Annotated in this window: 5 protein-coding genes; all 5 read right to left on the reverse strand. The window is 38.2% G+C overall.

Annotated features, from left to right (window positions below; genetic code table 11):
• Positions 1 to 227: enoyl-CoA hydratase/isomerase family protein (locus ACIQ32_RS11260; protein WP_396195787.1), on the reverse strand; the 227-nt coding region annotated here is incomplete at its 3' end.
• A 12-nt stretch (positions 228 to 239) separates the two neighbouring features.
• Positions 240 to 1,652: a sensor histidine kinase gene (locus ACIQ32_RS11265; protein WP_396195790.1), complete on the reverse strand. Its 1,413-nt coding sequence runs from the start codon at positions 1,650 to 1,652 to the stop codon at positions 240 to 242.
• 129 nt (positions 1,653 to 1,781) lie between these two features.
• The gene (locus tag ACIQ32_RS11270; RefSeq protein WP_396195788.1) at positions 1,782 to 2,321 is read right to left on the reverse strand and encodes a CopD family protein; all 540 of its coding nucleotides are present in this window, start codon (positions 2,319 to 2,321) and stop codon (positions 1,782 to 1,784) included.
• A gap of 8 nt (positions 2,322 to 2,329) precedes the next feature.
• A complete protein-coding gene (gene hemH / locus ACIQ32_RS11275; RefSeq protein ID WP_396195789.1) occupies positions 2,330 to 3,343 on the reverse strand; it encodes a ferrochelatase in 1,014 nt (337 codons plus the stop codon).
• A 101-nt stretch (positions 3,344 to 3,444) separates the two neighbouring features.
• Positions 3,445 to 4,317, reverse strand: coding sequence for a helix-turn-helix transcriptional regulator (locus tag ACIQ32_RS11280; protein ID WP_396195791.1), 873 nt, complete (start codon positions 4,315 to 4,317; stop codon positions 3,445 to 3,447).
• Positions 4,318 to 4,353 lie beyond the last annotated feature (36 nt).

Genomic DNA, 4,353 nt, shown 5'->3' on the forward strand with positions numbered 1-4,353 from the left:
ACGCTGAATTCTGCAAATTCCGAAATGTCGGCACCGGCTACAAAAGCTTTTTCACCTTCGCCCGTTACGATAATAACCCTTACTTCGGTATTGTTTTCCAAGCTTTCAAAGGCATCGTGCAATTCCTCAATAGTAGCTTTGTTTAACGCATTTAATTTTGACGGACGATTGATAGTTACTTGTCCGATGCCGTTGTCAATGGCGACTAGTATGTTTTCGAAGTTCATAGTTTGTATGTATTATTTAACAATAGGAAGCGACACTATAAAAGTTGAGCCTTTTCCCGATTCGGTTTCAAAAGTAATAGTTCCTTTGTAATTTTCGATGATGTTTTTGATGATTCCCAATCCCAATCCCATGCCGCTGGTTTTAGTGGTGAATTTCGGTTCAAAGATTCGCTCCGTATTTTCAATGTCAATCCCAATTCCATTGTCTTTTACCGCTATGATTACGTTGTCCTCTTCTGCATTTACAGAAACCACCACTTTTTTTTCCAATTGTTCTTCCGGGATGGCTTGAATGGCGTTTTTCACCAAATTGGTAATAATACGAATGAGTTGGGTACGATCCATCACGGTGATAATTTCATCAGAATTGCTTTCAAACGCGATAAAATCTTCGTTAAAAATATCCAATGAAAACTCCACCACTTCCACTACGTTTAAGGTTTCATTTTGTTGCGCCGGCATAGAAGCAAAGTTGGAAAAGGCCGAAGCTACTGCGCTCATCGTATCAATTTGTTGGATTAACGTTTTAGAGTAATCATCGAGTTTTTGTTTCAAATTCGGGTCGTTGGCATCAAATTTTCGCTGGAAACTTTGCACCGTCAAACGCATCGGTGTTAAGGGGTTTTTGATTTCGTGAGCGACTTGCTTTGCCATTTCCCGCCAAGCTTGTTCTCTTTCACTTTGGGCCAACATGCTCGCGCTTTCTTCTAATTTATCCACCATCTGATTGTAAGCGTTAATCAAGGAGTTGATTTCTCTACTGTTGGCTTCAATCACGATTTTTTCATTTTTTTGGTTCAAACTGGTTTCGTTGATTTTATCCGAAATGGTTTTTAACGATTTGGTAATGTAACTCGCCAAGAAATAAGCCAAAGCAAACGCAATAAGCAACATGAACGAGTACACCTGACTCAATCGTATCAAAAACTGACGCAGTTCTTTTTCGTAAAAGCCGTCGTCTTCCACATAAGGAATGTTCAATATACCCAATGGTTTGAACTTATCGTCCTTAATTTGGCTGTAAGAAGAGCGGTTTTTAACACCGTCGATGTTTTTAATATCAACATATCTTTTATCTACCGAAGATTGAACGAGTTTTAAGATGTAATTTGGAATGGGCGGCGCGACTTTATCCACGGAAAAAGTAGATTTAGACGATTTAACCAATTTACCTTCCAAGGAATAAATGTTGATTTCCAAGTTGTGAATATCCGACAGTTCATGGATTTTATCCTTAAAAATCAGTTTCAGGTTCTCGGGCGTAAGTGGATAAGTTGTCGTGGAAAGCACGTAGTTGATGTGCTCTTTGATGGCAAATTCTTTTCGGTCTAAACGTTCTTGATGGTAATCTTTGGCTTCATTTTTAAATTGAATAATCGAAATCGATGCCATCAATATCGAAGCAATAACAATCAATGTTATCATCGACAGGAAAATCCTGGTGCGAAGGGAAAGCATTGATAGTTTGACGTTTAGCATTGTTTAGTGATTGGTGATTGGTGATTAGTAACTAGTAAAGCCTTTTCAAGCTAATCACTAATTACTAATCACTAATTACTTTTTTTCTCGTATTCGTTTGTAAAACTTAAACCCTAACATAATCAGTATCGAAAACAAAAAGATACCGACCACGCCGTAAATCCAGTTGAAAGCGTTTTTTAAAATTACTAAAAAAACTACCGCAAACAGGATAATAGTAGCGCCTTCATTCCAAAGTCGCATAAAGTTAGAACTGTATTGGAATTTGTCGTTCTGCAACTGTTTGTAAATTTGATGACACTTCAAATGATAGGCCAAAAGCAACACCACAAATCCCAATTTCACGTGCATCCAAGACATTTGCAACCAAGCCGGATTGAGGTACAACAACCACAAGGCAAAAATGGTGGCCAATACAGCGCTCGGCCAAGTAATGATGAACCACAAGCGGTAAGTCATGATTTTGTATTGGTTGAGCAAGATTTCCCGCTCGGGTGAAGTTTTTTCGTTGGCTTCAATTTGGTATACAAACAAGCGAACAATATAAAACAAACCCGCAAACCAAGTGATGACAAAGATGAGGTGTAATGATTTGATGTAGTTGTAGAGTTCCATGTAAACAATTATTTACTCCAATCTTTTACCCAATTGGCCACAACTTGACACCATTCGTCTTCATCATTCAAACATGGCACGGCAAAGAATTCTTCACCTCCGTTTTCTTTAAATTCCTCATTCGCACGCATGGCAATTTCTTCCAAAGTTTCTAAACAATCGGAAACGAAGGCAGGCGTAACTACGGCTAATTTTTTAATTCCTTTTTTAGGCATTTTGTTGATTTCTACATCGGTGTAAGGCGTCAACCATTTGTCGCCGGCCAAACGCGATTGGAAAGTCTGACTGTATTTGCCTTCCGGAATTCCGAGCAATTCAACCACTTGTCGCGTAGTTTCATAACATTGGTGACGGTAACAAAATTCATGCGCCGGTGAAGCGGTGACACAACATTTGTTGTCAATAGTACAATGGGATTTGGTCACATCTGTCTTGCGAATATGACGTTTCGGAATCCCGTGATAAGAAAACAATAAATGGTCGTATTCAAAGCCTTCTAAATGTTTTTTGATAGAATGTGCCAAAGCTTGAATAAAATCGGGTTTGTTGTAAAAGGCCGGAACTTTCGTGATGGTCATTTCCGGGAAATGCTTTTGTTGCAATTCATCTGCCAAAGCCCAAATCGTAGTAGTGGAAGCCATCGCATATTGAGGATACAAAGCCAATAACATTACTTCGGTTACGCCTTTGTCTTTCAATTCTTGTAAGCCTTTTTGAATCGTCATCGTGCCGTAACGCATGGCCAAAGCCACGGGAACATCGACCAACTTTTCCACCTTTTGATGCATTTTTTTGGATATCACAATCAGCGGTGAACCTTCATCAGTCCAAATTTGGCTGTAAGCTTCAGCGGATTTCTTAGGACGGGTTTGTAAAATAATGCCTCGTACCAACAAGGCTCTCAATAAATACGGTACGTCAATCACGTATTTATCCATTAAAAATTCATCTAAATACGGTTTGACATCTTTGGGTGTCGGACTTTCGGGCGAACCGAGATTGACTAATAATACTCCTTTCATTTTGGCAATTTAATTTTTTATAAAAGTAATGAAACTTCTTTTTTTGACTTTTTGATTTTAGTAATTCTTTATCGATAATGAAATATACGAAATCAATCCGATTAGGTATTGGCTTGTAAACTCATTAAGTATTTTTTGGGTGTAGTCGCAAATTTCTTTTTGAAAGCGGCTATAAAATGACTGCCGGTGCTGTAACCGATTTTGAGCCCAACTTCATTCACATTATAAGAACCGGAATCCAAAAGTTGTCGGGCATAATCCATTTTATAATCGAATAAAAACCCGTAAACCGTATCGCCGTAAATTTGCTTGAAACCCATTTTGAGTTTCTTTAAAGTCAAACCCACTTGGCTAGCCAATGCTTCTAAACTCGGTGGTTCGGCCATGTTGGCAATGATGATTTCCTTAGCTTTTTTGATTTTTAAAACATTTTCTTCGTCAATCAAAAACGGACATTGCTCGGCATTCGGATCGTCGTTGCGGTTGAAAAACAAGCTCAGCAATTCATATCCCTTTCCTTTATAATAAAGGTTTTTGATCGACGGATTCAAATTGTAATGGAACATTTGATTGAGCACTATGGCCATCGACGGACTGACATCGCTTTCGTTATAATACTTTCGATCTTTATTTTCTTGACTCAAAAACGGAATGTGTTCGGCATCATCGGTAAACAAACCATGGAATTTTTTGATGGAAACCAAAATGGTAATCAGCCATGATTTCGGTTCGATTTCCACATGCAACGGCAACTCTTTTTCCGGATTGTAGAAAAGCAAACACTTTTCTTCCTTTAAATCAAGCGTATAATTCCCTTTGTTAAAGATAAATTTTGCACTGCCTTTTAATCCAAAATGAAATTGAATTAAGCCCATGGTTACAGGCCTTTCAAAGGTAATGACCTCTTCTGTGTCGTTTTGAAAACGAATCAAAATAAACTCGTCGTCAATTTTTATTTCTTCTTTAGAACCCATAGCGATATTTTTTCGTTTATGATTGGGAAGCGAAAT

Source organism: Flavobacterium sp. (assembly GCF_044373165.1).
Lineage (GTDB): Bacteria > Bacteroidota > Bacteroidia > Flavobacteriales > Flavobacteriaceae > Flavobacterium.